This is a genomic window from Candidatus Cybelea sp. (genome assembly GCA_036489315.1).
Lineage (GTDB): Bacteria > Vulcanimicrobiota > Vulcanimicrobiia > Vulcanimicrobiales > Vulcanimicrobiaceae > Cybelea.
On the sequence record DASXFZ010000045.1, the window covers coordinates 1 to 15,174 of the forward strand.

At 62.6% G+C, this 15,174-nt stretch carries 17 protein-coding genes; 9 read left to right on the forward strand and 8 right to left on the reverse strand.

Annotated elements, in window-relative coordinates; genetic code table 11:
• Together VGG51_09900 and VGG51_09905 are read left to right on the forward strand one after the other, a co-directional pair.
• Window positions 1–633 (forward strand): fatty acid desaturase (locus VGG51_09900; GenBank protein HEY1883336.1); only part of this gene is annotated, 633 nt, incomplete at its 5' end.
• A 185-nt stretch (window positions 634–818) separates the two neighbouring features.
• Window positions 819–1,178 carry a hypothetical protein gene (locus tag VGG51_09905; GenBank protein ID HEY1883337.1) on the forward strand — a complete coding sequence of 120 codons (360 nt, stop codon included), beginning with the start codon at window positions 819–821 and terminating at the stop codon, window positions 1,176–1,178.
• 50 nt (window positions 1,179–1,228) lie between these two features.
• Here the strand turns inward: VGG51_09905 and VGG51_09910 are convergent, their stop codons facing one another.
• Window positions 1,229–2,137 carry an SDR family oxidoreductase gene (locus VGG51_09910; protein ID HEY1883338.1) on the reverse strand — a complete coding sequence of 303 codons (909 nt, stop codon included), beginning with the start codon at window positions 2,135–2,137 and terminating at the stop codon, window positions 1,229–1,231.
• 125 nt (window positions 2,138–2,262) lie between these two features.
• Between VGG51_09910 and VGG51_09915 the strand changes: the two genes are divergently transcribed.
• On the forward strand, window positions 2,263–2,826 hold the full coding sequence (locus VGG51_09915) for a TetR family transcriptional regulator (protein HEY1883339.1): 564 nt from the start codon (window positions 2,263–2,265) through the stop codon (window positions 2,824–2,826).
• A gap of 86 nt (window positions 2,827–2,912) precedes the next feature.
• Here the strand turns inward: VGG51_09915 and katG are convergent, their stop codons facing one another.
• Window positions 2,913–5,120, reverse strand: coding sequence for a catalase/peroxidase HPI (gene katG, locus VGG51_09920; protein ID HEY1883340.1), 2,208 nt, complete (start codon window positions 5,118–5,120; stop codon window positions 2,913–2,915).
• A 141-nt stretch (window positions 5,121–5,261) separates the two neighbouring features.
• Here katG and VGG51_09925 point away from each other — a divergent pair, with 141 nt between their 5' ends.
• The 3 genes from VGG51_09925 to VGG51_09935 all read left to right on the forward strand — a co-directional run bounded on the left by VGG51_09925 (window position 5,262) and on the right by VGG51_09935 (window position 8,309).
• Window positions 5,262–5,762 carry a transcriptional repressor gene (locus tag VGG51_09925; protein ID HEY1883341.1) on the forward strand — a complete coding sequence of 167 codons (501 nt, stop codon included), beginning with the start codon at window positions 5,262–5,264 and terminating at the stop codon, window positions 5,760–5,762.
• 231 nt (window positions 5,763–5,993) lie between these two features.
• On the forward strand, window positions 5,994–7,655 hold the full coding sequence (locus VGG51_09930) for a mechanosensitive ion channel family protein (protein HEY1883342.1): 1,662 nt from the start codon (window positions 5,994–5,996) through the stop codon (window positions 7,653–7,655).
• Window positions 7,656–8,309: an HAD-IA family hydrolase gene (locus VGG51_09935; protein ID HEY1883343.1), complete on the forward strand. Its 654-nt coding sequence runs from the start codon at window positions 7,656–7,658 to the stop codon at window positions 8,307–8,309.
• A 22-nt stretch (window positions 8,310–8,331) separates the two neighbouring features.
• Here VGG51_09935 and VGG51_09940 read toward each other — a convergent pair whose 3' ends face one another.
• Genes VGG51_09940 through VGG51_09955 form a run of 4 tightly spaced genes read right to left on the reverse strand, consistent with a single transcriptional unit; the run spans window position 8,332 to window position 11,612 of the window.
• Window positions 8,332–8,973, reverse strand: a complete 642-nt coding sequence (locus VGG51_09940; protein HEY1883344.1) for a hypothetical protein — start codon at window positions 8,971–8,973, stop codon at window positions 8,332–8,334.
• A gap of 44 nt (window positions 8,974–9,017) precedes the next feature.
• Window positions 9,018–9,659 carry a hypothetical protein gene (locus tag VGG51_09945; GenBank protein HEY1883345.1) on the reverse strand — a complete coding sequence of 214 codons (642 nt, stop codon included), beginning with the start codon at window positions 9,657–9,659 and terminating at the stop codon, window positions 9,018–9,020.
• A 40-nt stretch (window positions 9,660–9,699) separates the two neighbouring features.
• Window positions 9,700–10,734 carry a hypothetical protein gene (locus VGG51_09950; protein HEY1883346.1) on the reverse strand — a complete coding sequence of 345 codons (1,035 nt, stop codon included), beginning with the start codon at window positions 10,732–10,734 and terminating at the stop codon, window positions 9,700–9,702.
• Window positions 10,731–11,612, reverse strand: coding sequence for a hypothetical protein (locus VGG51_09955; GenBank protein HEY1883347.1), 882 nt, complete (start codon window positions 11,610–11,612; stop codon window positions 10,731–10,733). The genes VGG51_09950 and VGG51_09955 overlap by 4 nt, the downstream gene beginning before the upstream one ends.
• Window positions 11,613–11,699: 87 nt before the next feature.
• On the opposite strand from VGG51_09955, the gene VGG51_09960 reads away from it, so the two are divergent.
• Window positions 11,700–12,179, forward strand: coding sequence for an Lrp/AsnC family transcriptional regulator (locus VGG51_09960; GenBank protein ID HEY1883348.1), 480 nt, complete (start codon window positions 11,700–11,702; stop codon window positions 12,177–12,179).
• Here VGG51_09960 and VGG51_09965 read toward each other — a convergent pair.
• Window positions 12,154–12,759 carry a hypothetical protein gene (locus tag VGG51_09965; protein ID HEY1883349.1) on the reverse strand — a complete coding sequence of 202 codons (606 nt, stop codon included), beginning with the start codon at window positions 12,757–12,759 and terminating at the stop codon, window positions 12,154–12,156. The genes VGG51_09960 and VGG51_09965 overlap by 26 nt on opposite strands.
• A 120-nt stretch (window positions 12,760–12,879) precedes the next feature.
• Here VGG51_09965 and VGG51_09970 point away from each other — a divergent pair, with 120 nt between their 5' ends.
• Both VGG51_09970 and VGG51_09975 read left to right on the forward strand, forming a co-directional pair.
• A complete protein-coding gene (locus VGG51_09970) occupies window positions 12,880–13,464 on the forward strand; it encodes a hypothetical protein (protein HEY1883350.1) in 585 nt (194 codons plus the stop codon).
• A complete protein-coding gene (locus VGG51_09975; GenBank protein HEY1883351.1) occupies window positions 13,452–14,804 on the forward strand; it encodes an MBL fold metallo-hydrolase in 1,353 nt (450 codons plus the stop codon). The genes VGG51_09970 and VGG51_09975 overlap by 13 nt, the downstream gene beginning before the upstream one ends.
• A gap of 11 nt (window positions 14,805–14,815) precedes the next feature.
• On the opposite strand, the gene VGG51_09980 is transcribed toward VGG51_09975, so the two are convergent.
• Complete coding sequence (locus VGG51_09980; protein ID HEY1883352.1) at window positions 14,816–15,127, reverse strand: HPF/RaiA family ribosome-associated protein; 312 nt, start codon at window positions 15,125–15,127, stop codon at window positions 14,816–14,818.
• Window positions 15,128–15,174 lie beyond the last annotated feature (47 nt).

The window sequence follows — 15,174 nt, forward strand, 5'->3', positions numbered from 1 at the left end:
GATCCGATTCGCTGGGTGGCGGTGCATCGCAAGCACCACGCGCACGCCGATCAAGAGGGCGATCCCCACGACATCCATGGCGGATTTAGATGGGCGCACATGGACTGGGTCTACCGGCACAACATCGCGCTTCCGACCGACGAAGAAACCCTCCACTTCGCACCCGAGCTGCGTACCGAACCGTTCTATCGCGCCCTTCAATATCTCAACATTCCACTTCAGGTCGCGCTCGGCGTGGGGCTCTTTGCGATCGGCGGATGGCCGTGGGTGATTTGGGGCATTTTCGTCCGGTTGGTGATCAGCTATCATTCGACGTGGCTGGTGAATAGCGCGTCTCATATGCTCGGCTATCGCACGTATCCGACTTCAGACAAATCGACGAACTGCTGGTGGGTAGCGATCATCTCCTGGGGCGAAGGCTGGCACAACAATCATCACGCATTTCCGTTTTCAGCGCGTCACGGGCTGCGCTGGTATGAGATCGATTTGACGTGGTGGCACGTTCGGGCCCTTGCATTTTTGCGACTTGCCGATCGGGTCAAGATCCCAAGCAAGTCGATGCAGCGGCTCCGCCAAGCCGCGCACGGCGCGTCACATCCGCAATTGATCACCGACGTTGCAGCCCTTTCGTAACGCCGTCCTTTCGTCTGCAGGAGACTTTGAGTCCACGACGCATCAACTTGTCCCGCTACAAAATGGGGCTGGAAGCGGCCCGTGGTGATCTCGGCGTCTCTGCGGGCTCTTTTCATTGCCGGCGCTGCAACCTTTTGCCGCGTCGAGGCTGTTAAATGTCGGTGAAACTAAGTGATGGTTCGGCGGTGGCCGTTCTTGAAATCAAGGCCGAGCGCGACGTCAAGGGTGCTTCCGACCTTTCCGATTCGATCTACGGCGGTTATACCAACGGTCGCGGAGAGATCACTCTCTTCGGAAAAGATCTTGCGTATCGCGTCGACCTCAAGAAGCAGACCCTGCAGTTGCGACCGCGGCTGAACTTTGGCGCGCAGGCTCGTTACGACGCAACCGATGCCGGGGAACCCTTCTGCTTCGGGAACAAAACTTTTCATCGTTTGAGCGAGCAGCAAATTGCCGACGTGTGCGGATTCGGGTGCTTTAGGGTTACGGTTCGGCAGTTGCCGTTTTGGCTGGCGGCCTCAGCAACGCCCGATCGGTCCGCATAGCCTGTTGCTCTAGCGGCACCGCGGCAGTCGCTGCAGCCGCCAAGTTTGTGTCAAACGACCGGTGCAGTCTCGAAGTAATGCCCACGATCGAGATCTTCGAGGAGTTTCGAGTGCTCTGGATGCCACTCGACCAGCTGCTGCGTTCGCGCACTCGAGGCGGGAATGTCCAGCGAAGCGAAGCGTGCAAACCAGCCAAAGTGGGCAACGGCCTCTTCCGCAGATTTCGACACGACGGGCACGTTTAAGTGCCGGCCGATTACATCGGCGATCTCCCGGAACGGGACACCCTCGTCGCCGACTCCATGATAGCGTGCCCCCGCCGTACCTCTCTCGAGCGCCAGCCTAAAAAGGTGCGCTGCGTCAAGGCGATGTACTGCCGCCCAGCGGTTTTGCCCGTCACCGACGTACGCGGAGATGCCCTTTTCGCGTGCGATGCCGATAAGCAGCGGAATGAATCCGTGATCGCCGTCGCCGTGAACGGAAGGTGGAAGTCGGACGGCCGAGGCCCCAACACCGTGCGAGACCATTTCGAGAGCCGTCTCTTCGGATACGCGAGGCCACCCCGGACGTAGAGCTGGATCGGGCGTGTCCTCTTCGGTCGCCATGCGGCCCGGCGCGACCAGCGCCGTGCCGGACGTCACCAATAGAGGACGATTCGAGTTGCCAAGCGCTTCGCCGAGCGTCACGATGGCGACCCGGTCCGTCTCCGCCGCCGCCGGGATGTTCGTAAAATCGTGAATGAAGGCGGTGTGGATGACGGCGTCCGAGGCGCGCGCCCCGCTGCGCAGAGTATCGAGCTCCTCAAGCGAACCGCGATGGGCTTCGGCGCCCGCGGCAACGAGCGCCTTGGCAGAACGATCCGAGCGAGCGAGGCCGAGAACTCGATGGCCCGCGCCGATCAGTTCCCCGACGATGGCGGAGCCGACGAAGCCGGTTGCTCCCGTAACGAAGACACGCATAAGACAAATTTCCTTCTTGGAGGAGTCCCAGCGACCGAGCGCCGGAGACTGCTGTGATGTCAGCTACTGACATAACTAGTATAGCATCGATGTCAATCACTGTCATCGCGTGGTAGACTGGCAAGGTGACTAGATGGAAGCCCGATGCGCCGGGCCGTCTCGCGGAGGCGGCGCTCGAGCTCTATGGCGAGCGCGGATTTGCTCAGGTAACGGTCTCCGAGATCGCCCAGCGTGCCGGACTTACCGAGCGAACGTTCTTCCGTCACTTTGCGGACAAGCGCGAGGTGCTCTTCTCCGGTGCGAGCGCACTCGAAGAGCGCATCATGACCGCCCTCGCCGGCGCACCGCCTGGCCTGGGCGCAATTGATGCGGTCGGTCTGGCCATGGAGGCCGGTGCCGGCTTACTTCAGGATCGACGTCATCTCGCTCGGCAGCGTCAAGCGATCATTGCGGCAAATGCCGAGCTGCAGGAACGCGAGCGCATCAAGCTTGCATCGCTCGCCGCGGCGCTTGCGGACGGCCTGCGACGGCGAGGCGTTCCAGATCCGGGGGCCGGTCTGGCCGCAGAAATGGGGATCGCCGTGTTCAGAATTGCGTTCGAGCGCTGGATCGAGGAAAACGACCGGAGCGACTTTTCACAGATCATCAGGGAATCGCTGAACGAACTGAAAGTAATCGCGCGCAGCTGACTTCAGTAACTGCAGCTGACTTCAGCAACTGAGGAAGGCGGCGTGCCGCACGACACGCCGCCTTCGCGTTTCGGCAGTTCTGGAAGCTATGCAGGCACTGCAAGGTCGAAGCGATCGAGATCCATCACCTTTTCCCACGCGGCGACAAAGTCGCGCACGAAGTGATCGCCCTCGACGGCATAGACCTCGGCGAGTGCGCGCAACTGCGAGTTGGATCCGAAGATGAGGTCGCAATTGGTGGCCGTCCATTTGACCTCGCCGGTGCGCCGGTCTTTACCCTCGTAGACGTAGGTGCTGCCGGCGGGCTGCCACCTTGTCCCCAAATCCAGCAGGTTCACGAAGAAGTCGTTCGTCAGTGTGCCCTCGCGATTCGTGAAGACGCCGTGCTTCGACGCGCCGGTGTTTGCGCCGAGAACGCGCAGACCGCCGAGCAATACCGTCATCTCGGGGGCCGTCAACGTGAGCAGGTTGGCGCGATCGAGAAGCCGCTGTTCGGGCGAACGCGAGTGCGAGCTGCCCAGGTAGTTGCGAAATCCGTCCGCCGCCGGTTCGAGAACCGCGAAGGATTCGGTGTCGGTATTTTCCTGCGTTGCATCCGTGCGGCCCGGCGCAAACGTCACCTTCACGTCTTCCCCCGCGCTCTTGGCGGCCCGTTCGATCGCGGCGCAGCCGCCGAGAACGATCGTGTCGGCGAGCGAGACCTTCTTGCCGCCGGATAACGACGCGTTGAAGTCTGCTTGCACCTTTTCGAGCGTCTGCAGCACCTTCGCCAGCTCGGCCGGCTGATTGACGCCCCAGTCCTTCTGCGGTGTGAGACGAACGCGCGCGCCGTTAGCGCCGCCGCGCTTATCCGTGCCGCGGAATGTCGAGGCCGACGCCCAGGCGGTCGCAACCAGTTGCGCCACCGTCAGCCCCGAGTTAAGGATCCGGCTCTTCAACGCGGCGATCTCCTGCTCGTCGATCGGCGTGCGATCGGCTGCGGGAACCGGATCTTGCCAGATCTGCGGTTCGGCGGGCACCTCCGGCCCGAGATAGCGCGAAATGGGCCCCATGTCGCGGTGCGTCAGCTTGTACCACGCCTTGGCAAAGGCGTCGGCAAACTCTTGGGGATTTTCGTGGAAACGCTTTGAGATCGGCCCGTAAACGGGGTCGACCTTGAGCGAAAGGTCCGTCGTGAACATGATCGGGGCGTGCCGCTTCGACGAATCGTGCGCGCCTGGAACCGTGTCAGCGCCGGCGCCGTCCTTCGGCGTCCACTGATAACCGCCGGCGGGACTCTTCGTAAGTTCCCATTCGTAGTTGAAGAGATTGTTGAAGTATTCGTTATTCCAACGCGTCGGCGTCGCAGTCCACGCGCCTTCGAGCCCGCTCGTGATCGCGTCGTCGCCGGAACCGCTGCCGAACGAGTTGCGCCAGCCGAGATTCTGCTCTTCGATGCCGGCACCGGCGGGCCCAAAACCAACGTACTGTCCCGGATCGGCCGCGCCGTGCGCTTTGCCGAACGTATGGCCGCCGGCGATCAGGGCGACCGTCTCGACATCGTTCATCGCCATCCGGCCGAAGGTTTCGCGAATGTCGACCGCCGCGGCAAGCGGATCGGGCTCGCCGTTGGGGCCTTCCGGGTTCACGTAGATCAGGCCCATCTGCACGGCGGCGAGCGGCTTCTCGAGCTCGCGTTCGCCGCTGTAGCGCTTATCGGCGAGCCACGTATCTTCCGGCCCCCAGTAAATGTTTTCGTCGGGTTCCCATGCATCGACGCGCCCGCCGCCAAATCCGAACGTGCCGAATCCCATCGACTCGAGAGCGCAGTTGCCGGCAAGCACCATGAGATCGGCCCACGAGATCTTCCGCCCATATTTCTGCTTGAGCGGCCAGAGCAACAGGCGCGCCTTATCGAGGTTCGCATTGTCCGGCCAGCTGTTGAGCGGCGCGAAGCGCTGCTCTCCCGAACCGGCGCCGCCGCGCCCGTCGCCGATGCGATACGTCCCGGCAGCGTGCCACGCCATACGAATGAAGAGCGGGCCGTAGTGACCGTAGTCGGCCGGCCACCAGTCTTGCGACGTGGTCATCAATGCGACGAGATCATCCTTGACCGCTTTGAGATCGAGGCTGTTGAACTCACGCGCGTAATTAAAATCGGGACCCATTGGGTCGGAGAGCGCAGACGGCCGCTGCAGCACCGAAAGATCCAAGAGTTCGGGGAACCAATCGATGTTGACTCTCGGCCGGAGGGGTACGTGCTTTACTGGACAGCCCTGATCGGCTTCCGACAGCTCGACGATCGTATTTTCCATTTTTTTCTAACTTCTCCGATCCAAGAAAAAGTGATAAGTAATCCGCTGCGCCCAGCCCGTCACGGATCTCGCGGGCAGGTAGGCGTTCGAGTGCTAGACGGCGGGGTGCGGTCGAAGGTCCCGTGGGCGGAGGCTTTGAAAGTGAATGTCACTCTCATAATGGGCAGGATACTGCCGCAAGCTGCCGCCGTCAATAGGCAGACGGCGACGGAAAAGGACGAGATGATGGGGGACATTATGGCGCCATCCGTGCAGGGGTCGCTGCCGAAAAATTACCGGCTGATTTACGACATCGTTGCCGAGAGCGGGATCGGGCGCCACCTTACTTCTTCGCAAATCTTTGCAAAGGCTCTCAAGCGCAGGCCAGGCATCGGATTCTCTACCGTCTATCGGGGCCTCGAGCGCCTGCGCGACCTTGGACTGGTCTCCGAGCTCCACCTTCCCGGCGCAGACGCCGCGACCTACGAGCCGGCGGGACCGCGGCACGCTCACTTTCGCTGCACGCACTGCGGCGGAATCGAAGATGTAGCCTACGCAATTCCCGCACGTACGCTCAAGTTGCTCGGGTTGCGGCACGGTTTCAACATTAAGAGCGAACGAATAACCTTCGAAGGGCAGTGCGCGGCCTGCGCCCCCTCCTGAGAATCGCCTCAGAATGACCACGCAATTTCATACGAACTAACCTCCGCACTTAAGGAAGCCTTCAGCTTTGCATGGTACGGTTAGCTCCGTCAAAGTGACAGTCGCAACAACGAGGGGGGACCGTCTGCACATGGTCCCCCTTTCCGTGCAACTCTCTGGGACAAGCACGGTCGCTGCGCGCGACGAAAAGATCGAGGCGACTACGGTTCGTTCGCGAAGTGCACGGACTCGGTGCTGAAGCTTTTCTTCGTGCTGGCCGCAGTCACGGGCGCCCCAGTGCTCGCGCAAGTGCCGGGGGTGCCGCTTGGAATCCCGGGCTACACCGCGACGGCGTCACCGTGGGGATTTCCGATCAAACGGGTCAACAATCTCGATACCGCGCCGATTTTTTTCGAAGGTCAGCGCCTCTTCGTGGTTGCAGCGCCGGCAGCGCCCGCCGACGCCCCCGTCCCACCGATCGTGCAGCGTGTCGATACGATCAACGACAATTTGCAGCGCATCGTACCCGCGGCGGTAAGCCTGGGAAATAGGCCGGCATCGCACTTCGATCCTAAGACCTTCAAAGTGAGCATCGGCAGCGAGAACGGCTATCCGACGCTCTATGCAACGGACGGCTCGAGGCGCGAAGTGGCGCCGATCATGACGCTGACCGAGCCCGACGCCACGCTGAACTCGATGTCGAAGAACGATCTGGCGGTGCAGTGGCAGGGCGTGCTCGAAGCCGCACTCGGGCGGGCCCTGTTGACGGCGGAGCCGCAGTATTTTGCTTCGCAGCTTCGCAGACTGCCCTTCGTTATTCTCGGCGGCCTTCTCGCCACAGTGCTTCTGATCGTACTTCGCCGGCGCTTGCGCCGCCGCAACGATGTGCTCGACGCTGCCGCCGAATCGGTCGATCCGCACGAAACCAGCGACTCTGCAGGCGCCAAAAATCTGCGCATCGAGCGATCGATCGTTTCGGGAGGACTGCGCCTGTCGAGCGCGGCGCTGCTGGCGATGTGGGCCGTGATCGTCCTTTGGGTGCTCGGCATCCTCCCGTCGACGCACGCGCTCGCCAACCAGCTGACGACACGATCGATCCGTGTCGTCGTGGTTTGGCTGATCCTTGCCCTCTTGGATCGCTTGCTCAACGTCGCCATCGTCCGCGTTGCCGACAACTGGGAATCGAGCCTCTTTGCGACTCCTGGTGAACGCGCGCGCTTGACGCTTCGGCGCCCGACCGTCGTACGGGCAATCGAGAACCTCAAGTCGATCGTTCTCTGGGCGATCGCGATCCTCGCCACCCTCTCCGTACTTTCCATTTCCCCAGCCTCGGTTCTAACGATCGGCGCGGTGATCGCCTTCGCGCTCTCGTTTGCGACGCAGAGCCTCATCAAAGACTATCTCAACGGCTTCTTGATTCTCGCCGAGGATCAGTTTGCGATCGGCGACGTCGTCACGATCAACGGCTTCAGCGGTAACGTCGAAGACTTGACCCTACGGATCACGCGACTGCGCACCGACGACGGCCGGCTGGTCACGATCCCCAACAGCTCGGTCGTCGCGGTCGAAAATCAGACGCGCCTGTGGTCGCGAATCGACTACCGCGTCGCGGTTGCTGCCTCGAGCGACATCACGCGAGCCATCGAAGTTTTGACGGCAACCCTCGACCAGATCGCGGCAGACCCCGGCTGGAACAAGACCATCGTCGAACCGCCGCAAATGCTCGGCGTCGACGCGGTTTCACACGCCGGCATCGTACTGCGCGCCTGGATTAAGACGTTGCCTGCGCAGAAGGCGGCACTCACCCGCGAGATCAACCAGCGCGTGAGCGAGGCGTTCCGAAAGGAGAACATCTCGCTTGGCGTTCCGCAGTCGGTGGTCTTGCAGGCGCAAGTTCAGCCGGAGACTCAGTAGGTGATTAGCGTGGTCTTCGATCTCGACGGGACGCTCGTCGAGACCGAGCAAGTCTGGCGGGACGTGCGCCGCGACTTCGTCATCGCCCAGGGCGGGCGCTGGCAAGACGGTGCTCAGGCAACGATGATCGGCATGCGCACCAACGAATGGGCACGCTACATCCGCGCCGATCTCGGCGTCGCGCTCGACGAGTCCGCAATCGCCGACGCGGTGATCGCCGGCGTAATCGCGCGCTTAGAAAACGTCCCCGTGCTGCCCGGGGCAAGCGAGGCGCTCGATCGTCTCGGCCGAGCATTTCGGCTCGGGCTCGCGACCTCGGCAGCGCTGCCGGTCGCAAACGCGATTCTCGCTCGGACCGGCTGGCGCGAACGCTTCGCCGTCGTGGTCTCGGCCGACGAGGTCGCCCGCGGAAAGCCCGCGCCGGACGTCTACCTGCGTGCGCTCGAGTTGCTGAAAACGCCGCCGGATCTTGCTGCAGCCGTCGAAGATTCGGCGAACGGCATTCGCTCGGCTTACAACGCCGGAATGCGCGTCATCGCCGTTCCGAATCGCGAGTTCGCGCCGGACGCGCAAACGCTTTCGCTGGCCGCGCGCACGATTACGAACCTCGATACGCTCGATGCGGCATTCGTCGGCGCGATGCTGGGACTCTAGGACCCGGTAGGCTCCTGGGGCTTCAGATCTCGAATGAGACGATCTCGTTCTGCTCGCGGTAACTCGTCCACCAGGCTTTGCCGTCAAACGTCAGCGCGCGCGCCTCGGGATTGAGCACCGCTATCGGAACCGCCTGCGGCGAGGGGAGCCCCACGTCGAGCGTTGCAAGCGTGAGGTTGTCGAACTCTTCGTCAGCGGAGATCATGTAGAAGTCTCCGTCGCGGACGCCGATTCCGCCGCAACGCGTCGGCAGCGGGATCTCTCGCGCGATCGCTCCGCGTTCGTCGAACGCAAGGATGCGCCGCAAACCCATCTGCAAGAGATAGAGGGTGCCGTTGTGAGCCGCCAAGTGCGAACCGGTAAAGTCGGGGCACGGCGTCTTGCTCGCGTCGTCGAATCCCTTGCCCGGTACGAACCGGTAGAAATAACGGTCGTCGTCGGCGCCAATCGAGACCACGACGCGAATCTCGTCACCAAGCACCGCCATCCCGTACGGTCTGCCGGGCGCCTCGACTTCATCGACGACCTTCCACGTCGCCGGATCGACCGCGTAGATTCTATCGGTATCCCAAGCGCCCACCCAGAGCCTCTTATCGCGATATGCCAGCGGCTGTGGGCGGCCGCCCGGCGACGCTTTGCGGACGAGTTCTCTAACGTCGTTCATGTCTGCCGCAATCGCGCAGCGGGGCAAAAGGTTGCAGCCGGGCTTTACGAAGGATTCGGCGAGGCGAAAACCGAGGGCGAGACCGTCGAATTCGGCCGGTACGTCGCAAACGTCAGCGTTCCGTCGACGCTGTATCCGGGAAAGCGGGCGGCAATATTCGTCTTGGCCGGCAGCCGGTATTGACCCACGTTCGTATAGTTCTGATCGAAACTCAGCGATCCGCCGTTTGAATATGCCCACTGCGCACGAGCGATCAATGACGTCGCGTCGGTGACCGTCAGCGTGATGCTCTTCACCCGGCCGCCCGGCTTCTTCGGAACCGCCGAGTAGGTCGAAATCGTGCCGTTGTCCTGCAGCGGTGCGATCGTGTACTCCTTCATCGCCTGCTCGTAGCTGGGCGTCTGCGACGCGAGATCCTTGAAGCGGCTCAACGCGCCGGAGACGTTTTCGAACTCGATCTTGCGCCTCGGGCGAAGATAGTAGACGGTGCCGCTGAAGTTTTTGTGGACCGGAATCAGCACGTGCAGCGTCGCCGAAAGCTGGACCGACGCGGTGTAGGAATTGAGCGCCGGATTCGGGTCGACGGCGCGACTCAGCAGATCCAGCGATGCGGTCTGCGCAGCGCCGGCGTGCGGCGCGGTCAGAACGAGTGAGAGGGCGGCTGCAGCCGCGATCGAGATTCTCATAGCGGCAACTTCTTCGCGGCGAGCGGCCGCCCCCTCGAACTTAGCGCTTCGCCGTGCTGAGCGTAGCTCCGGTCGGGTCTTGTTCCCCGGAGTACGTCCTTACCGGATTGCCGGCGTTGGGATACGACCAGATCAACGTGTTCATGCCGTCACCGTTGGGACCAATGACGTGCGTGGCTCGGCTCTTCTTCCCTTTCCCAACGCGAGGCAGCCAGAATTGCGCGACCTCATTTGCGCCGTTCAAGATCGTCATGCCAACTTCGGTGCCGCCGCTCCCGCTGATCGCGAACTGATAGATGACGCTCTGAAAATTGTGCTTGACCGCAACCTGATCGCCGACGGCCATGTATTGGCCGTCCCACTGCACGCCGCCGGGAAGGTAGATCGTCTCCGGGAGCGCGATATCGACGAACGATTTGCCTCCGGCGGGCAACTCGGCGAAGCCTGTTTCGCTCCCGTAGCTGAGCCCGTCGACGAAGAGATCGCCCTTATCGTCGTAGCCGCAATAGTAGTAGTAGTAGATGCTCGGATCCGTGTAGGACACCGGCGATCCGCTGCCGTGCCGATAGATCGAAACGCCCCCCGCGCGCTCCGTGGCTCCCCAAAAGTTCGTGACCGCCAGATCGCCCGTGACCGGGTTGACGGCGCAGCCGTTGACTCGGCCGTCCGGATCGTTCAACGTCTGCAAGGGCGTCGTTGCGCCGTGCGCGTACTCGATGACTTGGTGATTGCCGTCGCTCGTATCGTTGGTCACCCAGACGTTGCCTTTTTTATCGACGCACAAGCCCTCCGGATTGAAGAATCCGCTCAGCGTGCCCACCAGCTTCTTGGCGCGATACGTATAAATGAAGACCTCTTGCGCCTCGAGATCCGAGACGTACAATAGAGCCTGCTTCTTTGCCTCGGGAAGCACCCACGACGAGGCGCGGTTCAAGTGGCCCAAAACGCGCGTTGCGCCGGCGAGCGCCGGACGCTGCGGTACGGGGCTCGAGGCTGTCGAGCATCCGGCAAGAATAGCGCAGCCGGCGCCGGCGGATAGGGCGTACCGAATCAAATCAAGACGACATTTTCTCACGATAGAGCCTCCGTAAAAGCAGCAAGTTGTCGGATAACGGCGTCGGCGAGCGCGGCGCGGGCCGGCTCGTGAACGCCGAAATAGAGCGCGGGCTCGATGAGTTCGAGCTCGCTGACGCAGACGTTGTCGTCGTCGTCGCGCAGCAGGTCGACCCGCGCGTACAGTGTCGGAGCCGGGACCGCGTCGAGTGCCTTCAAGGCGATCGCGATCTCGTCGCCGGTCGCCTCGACGAGCGATGAGTCCGTGTCGCTAATTGCCAAGAGCGTGTCGAAGGGCTTCTTCACGATGGCGTGCGAGTAATGGCCGTCGATAAAGATCAGCGCCCGCTCGCCGTAGGCGAATACACCCTCTAAGTAGGGCTGTATCAGCATGTCGCACGTTTGGGCGAGGTGATCGAGCCTCGCCTGCGCCGCCGCAAACGACTTCGCACCGCGACGCACCAGCGAGACACCGTGCCCGGCCAGGCCCTTCGCCGGCTTGAGCACGAGATCGCGCCAGCCGCGCATCTCGGCGAGCGTCGCCAGGCTGCATCGCTCTCCGCGCGCGACCCACGCGGTCGGAACGATCGGCACCCCGCGCTCTTGCAGAGCCCGCAGGTACGACTTGTCGGCGTTCCACTTAAGAAGGTGCGGGCCGTTCTGGAGCCGGGTAACCGCCGATGCTCGATCGATCCACGAAACGAACTCGTCGTAGCGAACGTGGTAGTCCCAGGTCGAACGCAGTACGCACAGGGTTGAAGCGCTCCAGTCAGTCTGCGGCTCGCTCCAGACTTCGACCGAAACGTCGAGACCGCGCCGCTGCATCTCCCGCTGCAGAAGCCGGTCGTCCGGATCGAGATCGGGCACGAGGGCGCACGTGACCAGAGTACAATCGGCCATGCCCTTGCAGCGTACCATCGCCGCAGGGCCGGGAACAGAAGAGAGCTTGTGCGAAATTGGGCTTTCGCCTTGGAATAGGAGGGGACTTTGGCGCAGGGCCCTGGTTTTCACGCCCTCGACCGCGTCGATTGCTCGATTCTCGGCGAGCTGCAAAAAAACGGCCGCGGATCCTTCGCGGAGATCGGCAAAGCCGTCGGGCTATCGGCGACCAGCGTATCGGAGAGAGTTCGGCGCCTCGAACAAGTCGGCGTCATCGAGGGTTATTCGGTGCGCCTGTCTGCGGCGAAGTTAGGCTACCCGGTCATGGCGTTCATCTTGGCCCGCCCGAACGGACCAGATGCGCGTTTCGTCAAGGTCGCCGGCGAGCGCCCCGAGATCCTCGCGTGCCATCGCGTTACGGGCGAATTCTCGTTCATCGCCCAAGCGGTCGTGCCCGACGTCGCGCACCTCGAGGCGCTTCTCAATCACTTGGAGCCGGCCGCGGTCCACATCGTTACGCTCGTCGTGCTGTCGACGTCGTTCGACGGCCTCTCCATTTCGGTTACGGCGAACGGTCGCCGACCGTAGTCTCGTCGATTTTCGGCTGCTCGGGCAACGCAACGTCGACCGAGGCATTGTAGTTGATGTAGTGGACTTTGATCGTTTGATCCGGCAGTTGGATGGACGCGAATACGGGCAGATAGGTTGGCCCGATCCAGACCGTCGCGTCGTATGCGCCTGCTGCATCGTGGAGCAGGTAGCCGCGTAGCGTGGTACGGTCGATCCTCTTGCTGCCGAGGGACGTAATCGTAAAAAGCTTGTGAACGTCGGCGCTCGGCGGTCCGGCGAGGTTCCACGCCGCCGAAAGCAGCGCCTGATGCTGGGCGCCGTTCGGCGAACGTTTCCAAACGCCGCCGACTCGTTTATCGTATTCGACGTTGCCCGCCAGCACGATTTGCGACGTACGCATCGTCACGTGATAGCGATTGGGTGAGGCGTACTCAACGGTCGCGAACTCGCCGGAGCTGTAACGCTGGACGGCGACGACCGACCGGACGTGTGAAAACGCTACGCGCATCGTGCTGATATCTGCATACGGATCGCCCGCTGCAAATGCTCTTGGCGCGGTTAGCGCGAGAGCGATGAGGATGAGTATGATGGAGCGCATGGCTCGTGGCCTTTCTCCCTTGCCGCCCTTTGCGCGACGGCGAGAGACTTCTCTTACCCAAAACTCTGAGTTCGGGCTCGCTAGGTGGGAGAATGCTTTGGGCGGCGAACCTACGCCGCCGTGAAACTACAGATCGGGGTCATGGGCTCCGCCGGCGGCGTTCTGACCAGCGGTGAGCTTGGGTTGGCCCAACGGCTGGGGCGCAATATCGCTCGCCGCGGCGCGCTGATCGTTACCGGGGCCAGCCCGGGGCTTCCTCACGCGGCCGTCTTAGGCGCGCACGAGGCGGGCGGCCAGAGTTTGGGAGTCTCGCCCGCGCACTCTCGCGAAGAGCACGTCGGCCTCTACGAATCGCCGCTCGAGCCCTACACCGCGATCGTCTTCACCGGCTCCGGACTCATGGGGCGTGAAGTCGACAACATCCACAGCTCCGACTTTGTGATCTTCATCGGCGGACGCAGCGGAACGCTCGGCGAGTTCTCCATCGCCTTCGACGAAGGAAAGCTCATCGGCGTCCTGCGGGATTCGGGTGGAATCTCGAACGAGTTTAAGGCAATCGCGCGCCTTTTCGGAAAGGCGACGGGCGCCGTCTTGATCGAGGATACCGACCCCGACGCGCTGATCGACCGCTGCGCGGAGCAGTATGCCGGCGCAGGACGCCCAAGTGCGATTGCCTTCTCGAGCGTGATGACGTGGCTGAGCTGACCTTCGTCGGCGCGGCCGGAACCGTCACCGGCAGCAAGCACCTCGTCACCATCGACGGCCGTCATCTATTCGTCGATTGCGGGCTCTTTCAAGGGCCGCCCCAGGTCGAAGCGCTCAACCACGCTCCTTTACCGGTCCCCGCCGCCGAGATGGACGGCGTCGTCATCACGCACGGCCACCTCGACCACATCGGATATCTTCCAAAGCTCGTGCGCGACGGCTTCAAAGGCCCGATCTATTGTACGCCCGCGACCGCCGACGTGGCGGCGATCGTTCTCGAAGACGCGGCGCACCTCCAGCGGCACATGCACGACCGCGGATTTCACCGCGAGCGGTCGCATAATCTCACGCCTTTTTTTACCGAGCGCGACGTCGCAGAAGCGCTTTCGCAAATCAAGCGGGTGCCGCTCGAGACCGATTTCAATCTTTGCGGCGCAACGCTGCGCTACCACTACGCGGGCCACATCATCGGGGCGGCCTTCGTTGAGCTTCGAACCGGCGGACGCCGCGCGATCTTCTCCGGGGATCTCGGCCGGTACAACTCCGCGCTGCTCTACGATCCGGCACCGCTCGACGGCGCGGATACCGTCGTATGCGAAGCAACCTACGGCGACCGGCCGCATCCATCCGATACGCTCGACGCATTCAAAGCGACGCTTCTCAGCGGAATCGCACGCGGCGGCCCGATCGTTATCCCAACCTTCGCGGTCGAACGCGCGCAAGATCTGCTCTTCACGATCGGACGCCTTCAGGGAGATGATCCAACGATCGCGCAGGTGGGAGTTCACCTCGACAGCCCCATGGCAATCAAGGTCGACGCGGTTTTCGAACACCACCGCGAGGCCTACCGGCAAATTCCCGAGCGGCCGGACGCCCCGTTCGGCTGCCGGAACCTGACGATTCACGTCACCAACGAGGAATCGCGCCGGCTGAACTCGCTGCACGGACCCGCGATCATTCTCGCGTCCAGCGGCATGGCCAGCGGCGGGCGTATCCTCTACCATTTACACCGGCATCTCTCGAATCCGCACGCGACGATCGTCTTCCCCGGTTACCAAGTTACGGGAACACCGGGGCGACTGCTGATCGACGGGGCGCGGACCATCCGCATTTTGGGCGACGAACTTTGCGTACGCAGCGCGATCGTTCCGCTTTCGGGTTTCAGTGCGCACGCCGGGCAGGACGAGATCTTGCGGTGGCTCGCGCTCCTGCGCTCGAGTTCTACCCAGATCTACCTCGTCCACGCGGAGCCGGCGGGTGCCCAGGGCTTGGCGGGCGCGCTTCACGCGGGCGGATTTGCGGCCGCCGTGGCGCGACGCGGGGTGACCGTTAAGCTCTAGGGCCTGAAGGTTTACGTTCCCTTCAGCCGCGTTGCGTAGTCCTGCAGCCGGCGCCGAGCCCGGCGAAACGCATCGCGGACGGCGACCCTGGAATCCCTTTCCAGTGTATCTGTCAAGAGTTCGTTGCCGGGCACGCCGAGGTCGATGCGCACGCGAAACGGCGCGGCTTCGCGCATATGACGCGGCTCCCGCTCGACAAGGACCCGACAGCTCGTGATCCTTGCGAAGAAATGCTCGAGCTTCGCACCCTCTTTGTGAATGAGCCGGCGAAGCGCGCCCGATGGGCTGACTCCCCGGTAGGTAATCTGGAGCGGTAGTTCCATGCCCAGAGTTTACGCCCTTAAAATAAGAAATGCCAGGGACGCGCCTT